The organism is Hydrogenophaga sp. SNF1 (genome assembly GCF_034421675.1).
In the GTDB taxonomy this organism is placed as follows: domain Bacteria; phylum Pseudomonadota; class Gammaproteobacteria; order Burkholderiales; family Burkholderiaceae_C; genus Hydrogenophaga; species Hydrogenophaga borbori.
On record NZ_CP139793.1, the window covers coordinates 1,757,842 to 1,773,232 of the forward strand.

Sequence of the window (15,391 nt, forward strand, 5' to 3'; positions counted from 1 at the left end):
CTTGGAAGCCTTTCTCCTGTCCACTGGCATCGTCGCGCTCGCCGAAATGGGCGACAAGACGCAGTTGCTGTCGCTGGTGCTCGCCGCGCGCTTCAAGAAGCCCTGGCCCATCGTCGCGGGCATCCTCGTGGCCACCCTGCTCAACCACGCGCTCGCGGGCGCGGCCGGGGCCTGGGTCATGGCCGCCGTGGGGCCGGTGGCCATGCGCTGGGTGCTGGGCCTGTCCTTCATCGCCATGGCGGCGTGGATGCTGATTCCCGACAAGCTGGATGGCGACGAGGTGAAGGCCTCGCGCGGACTGGGCGTGTTCGCCGCCACCGCCTGGGCCTTCTTCCTGGCCGAGATGGGCGACAAGACGCAGATCGCGACCATCGCCCTGGGGGCGCAGTACGAGCCCCTGTTCGCGGTGGTGATCGGGACCACGCTGGGCATGATGATCGCCAACGCGCCGGTGGTGTTCTTCGGTGAAGCGATCACGCGCCGCGTGCCCATCAAGCTGGTGCACGCGGTCGCGGCGCTGATTTTCGCGGTGCTGGGGGTGCTCGCCTTGCTGGGGGCGGGCCCCGCCCTGACCGGCGCTCAGTAGAGGTACACGGCCCCGCTGCCAGCGACGCTGTTGTCGGCCGGGTCGCCGTTGACGCCGGTGGCGTTGCTGGATTCGTTGACCGCGCCCACCGCCAGCGCCAGGGGGCGTCCGCCTGAACCGCCACCCAGCGCCACGCTGCCGCCGAACTGGTCGTTCGCGTCCGGGTTGGACGCCTTCACGTAGGCTTGCTGCGCCCAGGTGCTGCCCTGGCGGGCGAACACATAGGCGGCGCCGCTGTAGGCGCGGCTGTTGTCGGTCTGAATGCCATTGAGCCCCGTGGCATTGCTGCCTTCCTGCCAGGCGCCCACCGCCAGGACGTTGCCGTCGACAGACAGCGCGACCGACACGCCGAACTGGTCGCCGCTGCCGGCGTTGGAGGCCTTCACATAGGCCTGCTGCGCCCAGCCCGCGCCGTTGTGGGCGAAGACGTAGACGGCGCCGAAGTCCGGGCCGTTGTTGACGTGCTGGTTGCCGTTGATGCCGGTGGCGCCGCTCTGTTCGGCGGGCGCGCCAACGGCCAGGGTGGTGCCGTCGCCCGAGAGGGCGAGGGCGCCCCCGAAGGCGTCGCCCGCCTCGCCGTTGGAGGCCTTCACGTAGGCGTCCTGGCTCCAGGCCGTGCCGGCGCGCCGGACCACGTAGACCGCGCCCGCGTCGGGCGCGCTGTTGTCGGCCGGGTCGGGGGTGGCGACGCCGTTGGAGAAGCCATCTTCGCCCGGCGCGCTCGCGGCCAGGACGTTGCCGTCGACAGACAGCGCGACCGACACGCCGAACTGGTCGCCGCTGCCGGCGTTGGAGGCCTTCACATAGGCCTGCTGCGCCCAGCCCGTGCCGTTGTGGGCGAAGACGTAGACAGCGCCGAAGTCGGGGCCGTTGTTGGTGTGCTGGTCGCCGTTGATGCCCGTGGCGTTGCTCTGTTCGGACGGGGCGCCCACCGCGAGGGTGGTGCCGTCGCCCGAGAGGGCGAGGCCGCTGCCGAAGGCGTCGCCCGCCTCGCCGTTGGAGGCCTTCACGTAGGCCTCCTGGCTCCAGGCCGCGCCGGCGCGCCGGAACACGTAGACGGCGCCCGCGTTGGGCGCGCTGTTGTCGACCGGGTCCGGGTTCGCGACGCCGTTGGAGAAGCCGTCCTCGTCGACGGCGCTCGCGGCCAGCACCGAGCCATCGGCGGAAAGGGCCACATGGTCGCCGAACAGGTCGCCGGCGTCGTGGTTGGATGCCTTGATGTAGGCCTGTTGCACCCAGGTGCTGCCGCTGCGCGCGAACACGTAGACCGCGCCGCTGTTGGGGGAGCCGTGGTTGAGCGGGTCGGGTGCGCCGGCCGTGCCGGTGGCATCGCTGCCGTCCCCGCTGGCGCCCACGGCCAGGGTGTTGCCGTCGCCGGATATCGCCACACGGGCGCCGAAGCCCATGTTCTGGCTTTGTGCGGAGGCCTTCACGTAACCACTGGCGCCCGCGAGATGGCCACTGGCGTCGGCGCTGGCGCGGTTGGCGCAGCCATTGGCGTTGCAGGCCTGCAGCATGTAGCGCGCGTTGACGCGTGCCGGCAGAAACACCTCATGGTCGTACGCGCGGGCGCTGGCGGGCAGGGTGGCCACGGCCGTGTAGCCCGACTGGCCGTCGGGGTCCTCGAGCAGGACGTAGCTGGTGGCGTCGGCCACCGCGGCCCAGCTGAAATGAAAGGTCTTGACGCTCTGCGGCGTCAGGCTCAGCGCCTCGGTACCGCCTCCACCATCCGAGGGCGATTCACCGCCATCGACGACATGCCCGCCGCAGGCGGTCAGGAGGCAAGCGGCCGTCCAGACGGTCGCGCAAGACAGGTACCTTTTGAACGTGTTCATCTCGATGGCCTCAATGGGAAAAGGAGAAGGGCATTGAAAGAAAAACCCCGACGGAAAGCCATTCACCGGACGGCCTAGTGATGGCTGTGCCAAGGCATCGGCCGCCCTTTTGGCTGGCATCGGTTCGACGCGTCCCCCGCACTGGCGCACCACGCACGGGATCGACGCCTTCGTCACGCCGACGCGGGCCATCCTGCTGTTGTTCATCGGCAAGCACCCGATGCGGCGGGACGTGCGCACGGTCTGCACGCCTCCACGGCCATCGCCAACAGGGGTGCCGTCGTGCGCGTGTACGGCGCCGCGCCGCGCGCCTTCATCGTGGTGCCGCTGGTGTGCGGCTTCTTCATCGACCTGGTGAACGCGTGGGTGGTCGGGGTGCTGGCGCGCGCGGCCGATGCCCGGCGAGCGGGGGCGCCTAGGCATTCGGATGTAGAGCATCCAAACGATATACGGGTAGGGGTGGTGGGCATAAGGTGAAGACCTCACGGCTTCCAGCGACCGCGCCATGCAAACGCCCAGCAAAACGCCCAGCAAAACGCCCATCAAGATCGGTGTCCATGCCCTGCCCGAGGCGGTTCGGGTGCGATTCGCGGCCCTGTTCCCGGTCGCCAGGGCGCGATGCACCACGACGTGGGCGCTGGTGCGCCCGGCCGATGCCGAGGTGCTGGTGTGCCATGGCCCACCGCCGCGAGGCGCTCAGCGGGTGAACCTGTGCGTCGGGCCGATCCCGGTACTGGCCTGGGGCGCCTGCCCGGTGCCGCTGGAGGCAGGCTTTCGCGTGCTGTCGCTCATCGCCGCCCTGGAACAGGCCGCGGCGCTGGTGCGCCCGGCGCGCGAGGCCCGGCCAGCGCCGGCCCGCCGCAACCTGGCGGCGTTCGAGGAATGGCTGTCGGAGCTGCGGGAAGAGAACCTGCCGTCCGCCACGGCCTACTGAGGCGGTCCGGCCGCGTTCAGCCGCAGAAGGCGCGGACGATCTTGCCGGTCTTGGGGTCCGTCTCGATCGTGACCCGCTCTTGCCGGTAGTCCAGGGTCACGGGCTGGCCGGGGGCGATCTGCCGCACCAGGCTGGCGCCGGTGAGCTGGCGGGCCTGGTCGTCGCTGACGCGGTCCTTGCCGGCGAGCGCTTGCGCGGCATCGGGCCGGCAGGCGCCCGGGGTGGCTGGTGCGCTGGGCATGGGGCTTTGGCAGGCCGCGAGGCCCAGGAGGGTGAGTGCGGCGGCGCCGGCGGCGAGCGGTTTCAGCTTCATGGCAAGCCCTCCCGGCTCAGGTGGCGGCGGGCGGTGGCCATGTGGAATGGCGCGATGGCGCCCGCGGCTGGCGGTGTTGGAGCGGGTGATGGGAACCTTATCGTGTTCCCAACTCGTTGATTGATAACGAGTTTTCCGCACTCGGCGAACCGAGATGGACATAATTATGGACTGAAAAACCACGCTTGGTCAACGCGCGCTCCGAGCAAGTCCAGTGCGAGCCATGGACAGCCAGCAATAGCCAATGTACCCCAGCGCTCAACGTCACGAGGCCGGCTCATCTCCTTTTAGCAGGAACTCCTCGTGTGCGCGCTGCAGGAACCGCCTCATGGGTTCAGAGGGTTCGGCGCCGCGGCGCAGCAGGTAGGTGGACAGCATGGGTGGCGTACCGGCCAAGGGGCGGACGGTTATGTCGGGGCGGTTCAGGGTCTGCACCTGCGAAGCAATGGCGAAACCGATGCCGTAACCGGCACCGACCAGAGTCAGCATCACGCCTAAGCTCGTCACCTGATCTACCAGCTTGAGCGGCTTGGACGCACCTTGAAGCACTGCCTGGATCTGATGGTGGCAGCCCGATCCCGCGTCGGGATGGCACAGCACCAGCGGAAACTTCAAGGCTTCCTCCAGCGGCACTTCCGCATGCACAAGCAAGGGGTGGCGCACGGGCACGATTACTGATAGCGGATCGGTCCAAACAGGCACGGCGACGAGGCCATCATTCACCGCATCCGAGAGCGCAAAGCCGATGTCCAGCAGATCGTTGTGCAGGCCCTTGAGCTGCTGCGCGAAAGGCAGCTCGAAGACGCGAATCTCCAGTTCCGGTTCTTCCTCGCGGCTGCGCGCCAGCAAGGTGGCAATGTGGGGCTGCGCCAAGCTGTCGCAGATGGCGATGCGCAGATAACCCTGATAGCCTTGCGCCGCCGCCTTTGCGGCACTCACCGCCTGCTCCACGGTGGCCAGCACGCGCCGGCTCTCGCCGAGGAACACTTGGCCGGCCCAGGTTAGCCGTGTCTGGTTCGCGCTGCGGTCGAACAGCTGCACGCCGAGAGTGGCTTCGAGATTGCGCATTGCGCGCGACACGGGCGATTGCTCGACGCCAAGGCGCTCGGCCGCTCGTGCGAAATGCAGTTCTTCCGCGACCGCAACGAAATAGCGCAGTAGTCTGAATTCCAAAGCGGCCTCCTGTTTGCCCGTTCTTGGCCGGCGCCCACCTCATGTGGACTCCGTCTCGCTCTCTCCTACGATGATTGGAAAGAGGTTCTGGCTCTACAGAGGGAACAGATTCGCCACAGTCCTCCTTACTTCATCAACACCTCAGACTCACCTGTTTCGACTCACGCATCAGTTTTGAATGCCTGGTTTCTGCCCAAAGGCCTGCACTCCACCAGGCGAATATCCCAAGCCCCGAGCGACAAAGCCGCGTTATGGCGTCAGCAACTCCCGTAGCATCGCTACGTGAAGGCGCTCCCATGCGCTCATCGCATCAGGGGCCGCCGCGCCGCGGACCACGCAGTCGAGCATGGCATGTATGCCGGGCGACAGGATCAGACGCGGCTCACGCGTGATGGCACTGCTGCGCAGCGTGCCCTGCTGGACGCCACGCTGGAGCAGGCGCGCCACATCGGCGATGTGCGGCTCAAGCATGGTCTGGTGCCATTGGTCGAAGGCCTGCGGCGCACGCGTGCCGTCAGCCAGCAGCAAGCGCACAGCCTGCAGCACCGAGGCATCGCCGAAGGATTGGTACATCGGCTCCACAACGCGACTCACCAGGAGGTCCACGGTCACGGGTTCGTCGTCCGCCAAAGGCTCGGGGGCGGCCGGCACAGGCTGGACTAGGCGCTTGAGCAGTGCGCCGAAGATCTCCTCCTTGCTGGCGAAATGCGTGTAGACGCCGCCTTTGGACAGACCCGTGGCCGCGGCGATGTCGTCCAGGCGTGCGGATGCGAAGCCCTTGTCGGAGAACACATGCAGCGCTGCGTCGAGGATCTGCGTGACGCGAGTGACTGCAGGCAGGCGCCGGCGCGGCGGGCATGGCTCGCTGACGCCGGGCGATGCTGCCGAGATATCGTTTCTGATCATGGTGGTGTGTGCTAGATAAGAAGAAGCCGACGCCTTACCCCGGCGACTGTTCGCCTTGTCATCGTGGTCATGCAACAATATACTACTGACCGGCCAGTCGGTATTTAAAAGATGATCGATTGATATATGTCAAATTCATCCTCCGGGAAAGTCCCAAGATCCTACCCATGACCTCTGCAACCACATCCTCATTGCCAGGCGCGACGCTGGCGGATCGTCTCGACACGCAGGCCCACGCCCAGCTGGCTCGGGCCTCCAGCGGACTCTCGCCGGCCTCTGCGTTGTTGGCTTGGCAGGATTGGGCCGTGCACCTGGCCACCTCGCCCGGCAAGCAGATTGCGCTGGCGCAGCTGGCCGCCACGCAGGCCCAGGCGCTGGGTCAGTACATGCGCGAGCGCCTGCAGGCCGCGCCGCACCAAGAGCAGGTGCTAGTCGAGCCGCCGGCACAAGACCGCCGCTTCGTCGATCCGGCGTGGCGCAAGTGGCCGTTCTGTCTCTGGCAGCAGTCCTTCCTGCTGACGCAGCAGTGGTGGGATGCTGCGACCCATGGCGTGCGGGGCGTTGATCCGCACCACGAGAACATGGTGGCGTTCTGGGCGCGCCAGTATCTGGATGTTTTTTCACCCGGCAACCAATTGCCCACCAACCCGCTGGTGCTGCACCGGACGGCCGAGGAACTCGGCGCCAATCTTGTGCGCGGCGCGCAGCACCTGGCCGAGGATTTGCGGCAGGCCGCCACCGGCACCGCGCAGGAGACCGGCTTCACGGTCGGCCGCGATGTCGCTGTCACGCCCGGCCAGGTGGTGCTGCGCAACCGCGTGATGGAGCTGATCCAGTACGCGCCCGCCACCGCCACCGTGCACCCCGAGCCGGTGCTGCTGGTGCCGGCCTGGATCATGAAGTACTACATCCTCGATCTGTCGCCGCAGAACTCGCTGGTGAAGTACCTCGTGGACCAGGGCCACACGGTGTTCTGCATTTCCTGGAAGAACCCCGGCGAGGCAGAGCGCGATCTCGGCATGGACGACTACCTGCGCGACGGCTTCCACGCCGCGCTGGATGCCGTCAACGCCATCGTTCCCAAGCGCAAGGTGCATGCCACCGGCTACTGCCTGGGTGGCACGCTGTTGGCCATCGCGGCCGCCGCCATGGCCCGCGACGGCGATACGCGCCTGGCCAGCACCAGCTACTTTGCCGCGCAGACCGACTTCAGCGAGCCCGGCGAGCTGGCCCTGTTCATCGACGAGAGCCAGGTCAGTATGCTCGAAGCGCAGATGGCGAAGACCGGCTATCTGAAGGCCAGCCAGATGGCCGGCGCGTTCCAGATGTTGCGCTCCTACGACCTGCTGTGGTCGCGTCTGGTGAACGACTATCTGCTCGGCGAGCGGAGCGGCTTCAACGACCTGATGGCCTGGAACGCCGACGCCACGCGGATGCCGGCGACCATGCATTCGCAGTACCTGCGCCGGCTGTTCCTGAACGACGACTTGAGCGAAGGCCGCTACCCGGTCGGTGGCCGGCCCGTGTCGCTGGGCAGCCTGACGCTGCCGACTTTCATGGTGGGCACTGCCACGGACCATGTCGCGCCCTGGCGCTCGGTGCACAAACTGCACTTTCTCAGTCCGGCCGAGATCACTTTCGTGCTGACCAGCGGCGGCCACAACGCCGGCATCGTGAACCCGCCGGTGCCCACGTCCAAGCGCCATTACCAGGGGCTGACGCGCGAGGCCGGTGGCACCTATCTGGCGCCCGACGACTGGCTGGCCGCCGCACCCACCGTGCAGGGCTCGTGGTGGCCGGCTTGGCAGCAATGGCTGGCCGCGCACTCGGGCGAGCCAGTCAAGCCGCCGCGCCTGGGCAGCAGTGCCTATCCCGCGATCGCTGATGCACCCGGCAGCTATGTTCTGGAAAAGTAAATGACTAACTCATTGCAAGGCAAGAAGGGCCTGGTGGTCGGCATCGCCAACGACCAGAGCATCGCCTGGGGCTGCGCACGCGCCCTGCGCGATGCCGGCGTCGAACTTGCCCTCACCTGGTTCAACGACAAGGCCCGCCCGCATGTCGAGCCCTTGGCGCAGAAACTGCAGGCCGCTATCACGCTGCCACTGGACGTGGAGCAACCCGGCCAGATGGAGGCCGTGTTCGACGCCATCGCACAGCGCTGGGGCCAGCTGGATTTCGTGTTGCACTCCATCGCGTTCGCCCCCAAGAGCGATCTGCACGGCCGCGTGGCCGACAGCTCGCGCGAGGGCTTCGCGCGCGCCATGGACATTTCCTGCCATTCATTCGCACGCATGGCACATCTGGCAGAGCCGCTGATGCCGCGTGGAGGCAGCCTGATGACCATGAGCTATGTGGGCGCGGAGGAAGTGATCCCGGGCTACGGCCTCATGGGGCCGGTGAAGGCCGCGCTGGAGGCCAGCACGCGCTACTTGGCAGCCGAACTGGGCCCCAAGGGCATCCGTGTCAATGCCATCTCGCCCGGCCCGCTGGCCACGCGCGCGGCCTCGGGCATCCCCGATTTCGATACGCTGTTGCAAGAGGCCGTGCAGCGCGCACCGCTGCGCCGTCTGGTGGACATTGACGAAATCGGTGCACTGTGCACTTTTCTGGCCGGCGATGGAGCCAAGGCCATCACCGGCAGCACGCTCTACGTGGACGCCGGCTACCACATCCTCGGTTGAACGCATGCTGATATCCCGACTCCTCCCTTTGGCCGGCGCTCTGCTGCTGGCCGGTTGTGCCTCGATGGCACCTTCTTACGAGCGCCCGGCCGCGCCGCTGCCCGCACAGTACGGTGCCGGGCTGGCGGCCACTGGTGCTGATGCCGCCGCGCTCGACTGGCGCGGCTACTTCACCGACCCGGCGCTGCAGCGGCTGATCGAGCAGGCGCTGGCGCACAACCACGACCTGCGCACGGCCGTGCTGCGCGTGCAGGAGGCGCAGGCCGCCTACGGCATCCAGCGCAGCGCACGCTACCCCACGCTGGGCCTGTCCGCCGAGGCGGCGCGCGCCCGCACCCCCGCCGACCTGAGCCTCACCGGCCACGCCATCACCGCCAGCCAGTTCCAGGTCGGCCTGGGTGTCAGCAGCTGGGAGATCGACTTCTGGGGCCGCATCGCCAGCCTGAGCGAGGCTGCCAAGCAAAGCTTCCTGGCCACGGACGCGGCCCGCCGCGCCACCACGCTGAGCCTGATCGCGCAGGTGACCGATACTTACCTTGGCCTGCGTGAGCTGGATGAACGCCTGCGCCTGGCGCAAGGGAGCGCGGCCAGCCAACGTGAGTCCCTGCGCATCTTCACGCGCCGCTTCGATGTCGGCTCTGCCTCGCGGCTGGAGCTGACGCAGGTGCAGACCCTGGTCACGCAGGCGGATTCGCTGGTCGTCCAGATTCAGCAGCAGCGCGACCAGCAGGCTCATGCTCTGGACTTGCTGCTGGGCAGCCCAGCCGAACTGCCGCCGATGCCGGCTCCGGCTCCGGCCCAGGCCGAAGCGGCATGGCAGTTGCCACCGCTACAGGTGGGACTGCCATCGGAGTTGCTGTTGCAGCGTCCCGACATCGTCGCGGCCGAACACCAGTTGCGCTCTGCCAACGCTCAGATCGGCGCTGCTCGTGCGGCCTTTTTCCCTAGCATCCGGCTGACGGCCTTCGGCGGTACGGCCTCTAACGAGCTCGATGGCCTGTTCAAAGGGGCCAACCGCGCGTGGAGTTTCGCGCCCAGCCTTTCCCTACCGATCTTTGACGGCGGCCGAAATCAGGCCAACCTCGACCTGGCCGAAGTGCGCCGCAATCTGGCCGTGGCGCAGTACGAGCAGGCGGTGCAGACCGCCTTCCGCGAAGTGGCCGACGCGCTGTCGGCACGCCGCTGGCTCGCCAAGCAGGTGCAGGTCCAGGGCGAGGCGTTGACCGTGCAGCAGGAACGCGCCCGCCTGTCGCGCCTGGCCTACGACAACGGCGCCACCAGCTTTCTGGACGTACTCGATGCCGAGCGCTCGCTGATCTCCGCCGCGCAGCAACTGGTGCAAACCCGCCGCGCGCTGCTGGCCAGCCAGGTCGCCCTGTACCGCGCGCTGGGCGGCGGCGCACAAGCGCTGCCTGACGCGCCACTGCTGGCATCTCCCACTGTTCCTGCCTCTGCCGCAGCACCCACAGCCCACTGAAAACCATGGACAACGCATTGAAAAAGAAACTGATTACCGTCGGCATTGCGATAGCGCTGGCTGCGGGTGCCTGGTACACATGGCAGAAGTACAAAGGCGGCAAAGACGACGGCGCCTTACTGCACGGCAACGGCCGCATCGAGGCGACCGAAGTCGACGTGGCGACCAAGCTGGCAGGGCGCGTCGACAATATCCTGGTCAGCGAAGGAGCCTTCGTAAAGGCAGGCCAGGTGCTGGCCACCATGCAGGTGCAGACGCTGAACGCGCAGCTGCGCGAGGCCAAGGCCCAGCGCCAGCAGACCCTGGCCGCCGTCGCCAGCGCGCAGGCCCAGGTGGTCATGCGCCAGAGCGACAAGACGGCCCAGCTGGCCCGGATGCGCCAGGCCGAGGCCGAGTTCGACGCTGCCAAGCGCCGGCTGGCACGTTCGGAGACCCTGACAAAGGAAGGTGCAGCCTCGGTGCAGACGCTGGACGACGACCGGGCTCGCGCGCGCAGCGCCGAAGCCGCGATTGCCTCTGTGCAGGCGCAGGCCGATTCGGCCGATGCCGCCGTCGCCGCCGCACGCATGCAGGTCACCAGCGCGCAGTCCCAGGTCCAAGCCATCGATGCCACGCTGGAGCGCATCCAGGCCGAAATCGACGATAGCCAGCTGAAAGCGCCGCGCGATGGCCGCGTGCAGTTCCGCCTGGCCCAGCCCGGCGAAGTACTCGGCGCTGGCGGCAAGGTGCTAAACCTGGTGGACCTGTCCGACGTCTACATGAGCTTCTTCTTGCCCGAAACCGCGGCCGGCCGCGTGGCGCTGGGCACCGAGGTGCGCATCGTGCTCGATGCCGCGCCCCAGTTCGTGATTCCTGCCGAAGTGTCCTTCGTGTCGAGCACGGCCCAGTTCACGCCCAAGACAGTGGAAACCGCGAGCGAGCGCCAGAAGCTCATGTTCCGCGTGAAGGCGCGCATAGCGCCTGAGCTGCTGCAAAAGCATCTGGAGCAGGTCAAGACGGGCCTGCCTGGCGAGGCGTGGATCAAGCTTGACCCGCACAGCGCGTGGCCGGCCCATTTGCAAACCAAGCTTGCGCCTTAACGGCGCGACACAGGGCTAGGCTTCATGGTCTCTGCAACTGATTCAACCCCGGTCATCTCCCTGCATGATGTGCGCCAGCACTACGGCAAGACCGAAGCGCTGCGCGGCATCACGCTGGACGTCCCCGCGGGCGGCATGGTGGGCCTCATTGGCCCTGACGGCGTCGGCAAATCCAGTCTGCTGTCGCTGGTGGCGGGCGCACGTGCCGTGCAGCACGGGCAGGTGCTCGTGCTGGGCGGCGACATGGCCCGCCGCAGGCACCGCAATGCCGTGTGCCCACGCATTGCCTATATGCCGCAGGGCCTGGGCAAGAACCTCTATCCCACCTTGTCGGTCGAAGAGAACCTGCAGTTCTTTGCGCGCCTGTTCGGGCACGACGCCGCTGAACGCCGCCGGCGCATCGATGACCTGACGCAGAGCACGGGCCTGAAGAAATTCCTGAGCCGCCCTGCGGGCAAACTCTCGGGCGGCATGAAGCAAAAGCTCGGCCTGTGCTGCGCGCTGATACACGACCCCGACCTGCTGATCCTGGACGAGCCCACCACCGGCGTGGACCCGTTGGCGCGCGCGCAATTCTGGGACCTGATCAACCGCATCCGCGCCACTCGCCCGCAGATGAGCGTGCTGGTGGCCACGGCCTATATGGACGAGGCCCAGCGCTTTGACTGGCTGGTGGCTATGGACGATGGCCAGGTCCTGGCCACGGGCACGCCTGCGGAACTGCTGACGCGCACCCAGACCGAATCGCTGGAGGCGGCCTTCATCGCCTTGCTGCCTGAAGACAAGAAACGCGGCCACGCCGCCGTGGTGATTCCCCCGCTGCAGACCCGAGCGGACGACATCGCCATCGAGGCGCAGGACTTGACCATGCGTTTTGGCGACTTCGTCGCCGTGGACCATGTCAACTTCCGGATCCGGCGCGGCGAGATCTTCGGCTTTCTCGGCTCCAACGGCTGCGGCAAATCCACCACGATGAAGATGCTGACCGGCCTGATGCCTGCCAGCGAAGGCCGGGCCTCGTTGTTCGGCCACGAGGTGGACTCCGGCGACATCGCCACGCGCCGCCGCGTGGGCTATATGTCGCAGGGCTTTTCGCTGTACGGCGAGCTGACGGTGTTGCAGAACCTGGTGCTGCACGCCCAGTTGTTCGACGTGCCGGCGGCCGAGATCTCCGCGCGCGTCGAGGAAATGCTGGAGCGCTTTGGCCTGCGCGAAGAGCGCCATGACCTGCCCGACAAGCTGCCGCTGGGCCTGCGCCAGCGCCTGTCGCTGGCCGTGGCCATGGTGCACAAGCCCGAACTGCTGATCCTGGACGAGCCAACGTCGGGCGTGGACCCGATCGCCCGTGACCAGTTCTGGCGCCTGCTGGTGGAGCTGTCGCGCCGCGACCAGGTGACGATCTTCATCTCCACCCATTTCATGAATGAGGCCGAGCGCTGCGATCGCATGTCCATGATGCATGCGGGCAAGGTGCTGGACTCCGACACGCCCGCCGCCCTGGTGGCTAAGCGCGGCGCCGCCACGCTGGAGGAAGCCTTCATCGGCTATCTGGTGGAAGCCTCGGGCGAAGCGGCGCCCGCGCCGGCCGCCAAGGTGGAAGCGGCTGATGCCGATCCAGCCGGCGCCGCGGCTGCGCCGGCTCCAGAGCCGCGTCCGCGCGCCGCGGGCTTCAGCCTGCAGCGCCTGTGGAGCTATCTGTGGCGCGAAGCGCTGGAGCTGCAGCGCGACCCGGTGCGCGCCGCGCTGGCCCTGGTGGGCTCGCTGGTGCTGATGATCGTGATCGGCTACGGCATCAACATGGATGTGGAGAACCTGACGGTCGCCGTGCTCGACCGCGACCAGAGCACCTTGAGCCAGAGCTACACACATGGCCTGTCGGGCTCGCGCTACTTCATCGAGCAGGCGCCACTGCGCTCCTACGAGGAACTGGACCAGCGCATGCGCGCCGGCAAGATCGCGCTGGCCATCGAAATCCCGCCCGACTTCGGCCGCGATGTGCTGAGCGGCCGCGCCACCGCCATCGGAGCGTGGTTCGACGGCGCCATGCCCACGCGCGCGGAAACGGTCAAGGGCTATGTGCAAGGCATGCACCAGCGGTGGCTGAGCGAGCAGGTACGCGAACGCACGGGCCAGCAACTGAGCAGCCAAGTGAGCATCGAGACCCGCTACCGCTACAACCCCGATGTGAAGAGCCTGCCGGCCATCGTGCCGGCCGTGATGCCGCTGCTGCTGCTGATGTTCCCGGCCATGCTGACGGCGCTGGCCGTGGTGCGCGAAAAGGAGCTGGGCTCCATCGTCAACCTCTATGTGACGCCTGTGACGCGGGTGGAATTCCTGCTGGGCAAGCAGCTGCCCTACGTGGCGCTGGCCATGCTGAACTACCTGCTGATGAGCGGCCTGGCGGTGTTTGTGTTCGGGGTGCCGATGAAGGGCAGTTTTTTCACGCTGACGCTGGCCGCCCTGCTGTTCAGCTGCATTTCCACCGGCATGGGGCTGCTGGCTTCTGCGGTCACGCGCAGCCAGATCGCGGCCATGTTCTTCGCCATGCTGGGCACCTTGATCCCGGCCACGCAGTTTTCCGGCCTGACGGACCCGGTCTCCTCGCTGGAGGGGGCGGGCCGCTGGATTGGCGAGATTTACCCCGCCACCCACATGATCATCATCAGCCGCGGCGTGTTCAGCAAGTCGCTCGGCTGGCAGGACCTGAGCAGTTCCTTCTGGCCCATGCTGATCGCCATCCCGGTGATCGTCGGCATCGCCATCTGGGCGCTCCCCAAACAGGAAAAGTAGCCATGGCGCACCATCTGAAAAACATCTGGCGTCTGGGCGTCAAGGAGCTGTGGAGCCTGTGGCGCGACCCGGTGATGCTGGTGCTGATCGTCTACACCTTCACGTTGTCGGTCTACACGGCGGCCTCGGCCATGCCAGAGACGCTGCACCACGCGCCGATCGCCATCGTCGACGAGGACCAGTCGCCGCTGTCCGCGCGCATCACGTCGGCGTTCTACCCGCCGCATTTCACGGCGCCGCAGATGATGAACTTCGCGCAGGTGGACCCGGCCATGGATGCCGGCCGCATCACCTTCGCGCTGACCATCCCGCCGGGCTTCCAGCGCGATGTGCTGGCTGGAAAGACGGCGGAACTGCAGCTGAACGTCGATGCCACGCGCATGTCCCAGGCCTTCTCGGGCAGCGGCTATGTGCAGCAGATCGTGAGCGACGAAATCAATGAGTTCACCCAGCGCCACCGCGCGGCGAGCAGCTCTCCGGTGGACCTGACGCTGCGCGCGCGCTTCAACCCGACGCTGAACAAGACCTGGTTCGGCGGGGTGATGCAGATCATCAACAACGTGACCATGCTGTCCATCATCCTCACCGGCGCGGCGCTGCTCCGTGAGCGCGAGCACGGCACCATCGAGCATCTCTTGGTGATGCCCGTGACGCCCACCGAGATCATGCTGGCCAAGGTCTGGTCCATGGGGGCGGTGGTGCTGCTCGCGGCCGGGGTGTCGCTGAACCTGGTGGTGCGAGGCTGGCTGCAAGTGCCCATCGAAGGCAGCGTGGGGCTGTTCCTCGCCGGCTCGGCGCTGAGCCTGTTCGCCACTACGGCCATGGGCATCTTCATGGCCACGGTGGCGCGCTCCATGCCGCAGTTCGGCCTGCTGCTGGTGCTCACGCTGGTGCCGCTGCAGTTGCTGTCGGGCGGCGCCACGCCGCGCGAATCCATGCCGCAGATGGTGCAGGACATCATGCTGCTGGCCCCGACCACCCACTTCGTCAGCATGGCCCAGGCCATCCTGTATCGCGGCGCCGGGCTGTCCGTGGTGTGGCCGCAATTCCTGGCGCTGCTGGCCATCGGCTCGGTGCTGTTCGCGCTTTCGCTGGCGCGCTTTCGCAAGACCATCACGCAGATGGCCTGAGTTCCTTTCACCGTCATTCCTGTTGAATTGGAGATCGCCATGAGTCACGAAAATTTTGCCCTGAACCTTTGCAAGGCCAACGGCGAGTTGCAGCTTGAGTTCGGCCGCTTGCTGCTAGAGAACGCGCAGCGCAACGGCGAGCTGCTGCAGCGCAGCGCCGCCCAAGGTCTGGCCGAAGCCAAGGCCGGCATCGACGGCTTGCAGGGCGCTGCGGACTGGCAGGCCCTGACCCGCCTGCCCGCCGAATCCTTCCCGTCCGCGGTGCAGCGGCGCCTGGCCGAAAGCCAGACGATAGGCCAGCTGGCCGTGCAGAACCAGGCCGCCTTCGCGAGCGGCGTGCAGCAGGCGCTGGTCCACTGGCAGCACGCCGTGACCCGCAGCGGCGCGGAACAGCCGACGGCCGCCGCCGTGCCCGATTGGCTCAAACCTTGGGCCGCGCTGCTGCCGCAGCAAGGCACGACCGCAGTGGCTCAGAAGGAGTGAT

Annotated in this window: 13 protein-coding genes; 9 read left to right on the forward strand and 4 right to left on the reverse strand. The window is 67.3% G+C overall.

The genetic code is table 11. The features are described from left to right. Position 1 precedes the first annotated feature (1 nt). A complete protein-coding gene (locus SOM08_RS08515; RefSeq protein WP_070398136.1) occupies positions 2–586 on the forward strand; it encodes a TMEM165/GDT1 family protein in 585 nt (194 codons plus the stop codon). Here the strand turns inward: SOM08_RS08515 and SOM08_RS08520 are convergent. Beyond that, complete coding sequence (locus tag SOM08_RS08520) at positions 580–2,421, reverse strand: integrin (RefSeq protein ID WP_322470504.1); 1,842 nt, start codon at positions 2,419–2,421, stop codon at positions 580–582. The two genes, SOM08_RS08515 and SOM08_RS08520, sit on opposite strands and share 7 nt — an antisense overlap. Before the next feature lie 505 nt (positions 2,422–2,926). Here SOM08_RS08520 and SOM08_RS08525 point away from each other — a divergent pair. Continuing rightward, positions 2,927–3,355, forward strand: a complete 429-nt coding sequence (locus tag SOM08_RS08525) for a hypothetical protein (protein WP_116957642.1) — start codon at positions 2,927–2,929, stop codon at positions 3,353–3,355. A gap of 16 nt (positions 3,356–3,371) precedes the next feature. Here the strand turns inward: SOM08_RS08525 and SOM08_RS08530 are convergent, their stop codons facing one another. From SOM08_RS08530 to SOM08_RS08540, 3 genes are all read right to left on the reverse strand, one after another. Then, positions 3,372–3,668 (reverse strand): I78 family peptidase inhibitor, encoded by a 297-nt coding sequence (locus SOM08_RS08530; RefSeq protein ID WP_322470505.1) that lies wholly within the window; start codon positions 3,666–3,668, stop codon positions 3,372–3,374. Between the two features lie 264 nt (positions 3,669–3,932). Next, on the reverse strand, positions 3,933–4,841 hold the full coding sequence (locus SOM08_RS08535; RefSeq protein WP_275052747.1) for a LysR family transcriptional regulator: 909 nt from the start codon (positions 4,839–4,841) through the stop codon (positions 3,933–3,935). Between the two features lie 249 nt (positions 4,842–5,090). Next, positions 5,091–5,747 carry a TetR/AcrR family transcriptional regulator gene (locus SOM08_RS08540; protein ID WP_275052748.1) on the reverse strand — a complete coding sequence of 219 codons (657 nt, stop codon included), beginning with the start codon at positions 5,745–5,747 and terminating at the stop codon, positions 5,091–5,093. 167 nt (positions 5,748–5,914) lie between these two features. On the opposite strand from SOM08_RS08540, the gene SOM08_RS08545 reads away from it, so the two are divergent. Genes SOM08_RS08545 through SOM08_RS08575 form a run of 7 tightly spaced genes read left to right on the forward strand, consistent with a single transcriptional unit; the run spans position 5,915 to position 15,390 of the window. Continuing rightward, positions 5,915–7,663, forward strand: coding sequence for a PHA/PHB synthase family protein (locus tag SOM08_RS08545; RefSeq protein ID WP_276706184.1), 1,749 nt, complete (start codon positions 5,915–5,917; stop codon positions 7,661–7,663). Then, entirely contained in the window at positions 7,664–8,431 is a 768-nt protein-coding gene (gene fabI / locus SOM08_RS08550; RefSeq protein WP_276706186.1) for an enoyl-ACP reductase FabI, read from the forward strand. Between the two features lie 4 nt (positions 8,432–8,435). Continuing rightward, entirely contained in the window at positions 8,436–9,908 is a 1,473-nt protein-coding gene (locus SOM08_RS08555; protein WP_322470506.1) for an efflux transporter outer membrane subunit, read from the forward strand. A gap of 5 nt (positions 9,909–9,913) precedes the next feature. After that, on the forward strand, positions 9,914–10,987 hold the full coding sequence (locus SOM08_RS08560; RefSeq protein WP_322470507.1) for an HlyD family secretion protein: 1,074 nt from the start codon (positions 9,914–9,916) through the stop codon (positions 10,985–10,987). A gap of 24 nt (positions 10,988–11,011) precedes the next feature. Then, on the forward strand, positions 11,012–13,777 hold the full coding sequence (gene rbbA / locus SOM08_RS08565; protein WP_322470508.1) for a ribosome-associated ATPase/putative transporter RbbA: 2,766 nt from the start codon (positions 11,012–11,014) through the stop codon (positions 13,775–13,777). A 2-nt stretch (positions 13,778–13,779) separates the two neighbouring features. Then, on the forward strand, positions 13,780–14,907 hold the full coding sequence (locus tag SOM08_RS08570; RefSeq protein ID WP_276706193.1) for an ABC transporter permease: 1,128 nt from the start codon (positions 13,780–13,782) through the stop codon (positions 14,905–14,907). A gap of 39 nt (positions 14,908–14,946) precedes the next feature. Further along, the gene (locus SOM08_RS08575) at positions 14,947–15,390 is read left to right on the forward strand and encodes a phasin family protein (RefSeq protein WP_276706194.1); all 444 of its coding nucleotides are present in this window, start codon (positions 14,947–14,949) and stop codon (positions 15,388–15,390) included. Position 15,391: the final 1 nt, after the last annotated feature.

Bases quoted from the DNA above. Each gene is read 5' to 3' on its own strand.
- SOM08_RS08560 (WP_322470507.1), top strand. From the start codon at position 9,914: ATGGACAACGCATTGAAAAAGAAACTGATTACCGTCGGCATTGCGATA.
- SOM08_RS08530 (WP_322470505.1), bottom strand. From the start codon at position 3,668: ATGAAGCTGAAACCGCTCGCCGCCGGCGCCGCCGCACTCACCCTCCTG.
- SOM08_RS08525 (WP_116957642.1), top strand. From the start codon at position 2,927: ATGCAAACGCCCAGCAAAACGCCCAGCAAAACGCCCATCAAGATCGGT.
- SOM08_RS08570 (WP_276706193.1), top strand. From the start codon at position 13,780: ATGGCGCACCATCTGAAAAACATCTGGCGTCTGGGCGTCAAGGAGCTG.
- SOM08_RS08555 (WP_322470506.1), top strand. From the start codon at position 8,436: ATGCTGATATCCCGACTCCTCCCTTTGGCCGGCGCTCTGCTGCTGGCC.
- fabI (WP_276706186.1), top strand. From the start codon at position 7,664: ATGACTAACTCATTGCAAGGCAAGAAGGGCCTGGTGGTCGGCATCGCC.
- SOM08_RS08520 (WP_322470504.1), bottom strand. From the start codon at position 2,421: ATGAACACGTTCAAAAGGTACCTGTCTTGCGCGACCGTCTGGACGGCC.
- SOM08_RS08540 (WP_275052748.1), bottom strand. From the start codon at position 5,747: ATGATCAGAAACGATATCTCGGCAGCATCGCCCGGCGTCAGCGAGCCA.
- SOM08_RS08575 (WP_276706194.1), top strand. From the start codon at position 14,947: ATGAGTCACGAAAATTTTGCCCTGAACCTTTGCAAGGCCAACGGCGAG.
- rbbA (WP_322470508.1), top strand. From the start codon at position 11,012: ATGGTCTCTGCAACTGATTCAACCCCGGTCATCTCCCTGCATGATGTG.
- SOM08_RS08545 (WP_276706184.1), top strand. From the start codon at position 5,915: ATGACCTCTGCAACCACATCCTCATTGCCAGGCGCGACGCTGGCGGAT.